At 37.7% G+C, this 860-nt stretch carries 1 protein-coding gene; it reads left to right on the top strand.

Going from position 1 to position 860, the window contains the following annotated elements; all coding sequences use genetic code 11:
* Nucleotides 1-38 precede the first annotated feature (38 nt).
* A protein-coding gene (locus tag QM867_RS10705; RefSeq protein ID WP_414315754.1) for an IS5 family transposase occupies nt 39-844 on the top strand; the annotation gives its coding sequence in 2 pieces (ribosomal slippage) (nt 39-413 and nt 416-844; 804 coding nt in all).
* The last annotated feature ends 16 nt before the right edge of the window (nt 845-860 follow it).

Below are 860 nucleotides of genomic sequence, written 5' to 3' on the forward strand. Positions count from 1 at the left end.
TAGACTTCCTGCGAAACAAAATATGATACAATAAAACTATGAATTATGAAGTAAGTAAACCATTAACTGATGCACGCTTTAAACGCCTTGTTGGTGTTCAGCGCACTACTTTTGAAGAGATGTTAGCCGTATTAAAAACAGCTTATCAACGTAAACACGCAAAAGGTGGACGGACCCCTAAGTTAAGCTTAGAAGATCTCCTCATGGCTACTCTTCAATACATGCGCGAATACCGTACTTATGAACAAATTGCGGCTGATTTTGGCATTCACGAAAGCAACTTAATTCGTCGGAGTCAATGGGTTGAATCAACTCTTATTCAAAGTGGCTTTACGATTTCAAAAACTCATCTTAGTGCTGAGGATACGGTGATTGTGGATGCAACAGAGGTAAAAATAAATCGTCCTAAAAAAATCAACTAGCCAATTATTCTGGTAAAAAGAAATGCCATGCTATGAAGGCTCAAGCGATTGTCACAAGCCAAGGGAGAATTGTTTCTTTGGATATTGCAGTGAACTATTGCCACGATATGAAATTGTTCAAAATGAGTCGCAGAAATATCGGACAAGCTGGTAAAATCTTGGCTGACAGTGGTTATCAAGGACTCATGAAGATGTATTCACAAGCGCAAACTCCGAGGAAATCAAGCAAACTTAAGCCACTAACTCTTGAATATAAATCCTATAACCATGCGCTATCTAAAGAGAGAATCAAGGTTGAGAATATTTTTGCCAAAGTAAAAACGTTTAAAATATTTTCAACAACCTATCGAAATCGACGCAAACGGTTTGGATTACGAATGAATTTGATTACTGGCATTATCAATCGTGAACTAGGATTCTAGTTTCGCAGGAAGTCTA

This window comes from Streptococcus infantis, from assembly GCF_047463635.1.
Lineage (GTDB): Bacteria > Bacillota > Bacilli > Lactobacillales > Streptococcaceae > Streptococcus > Streptococcus infantis_W.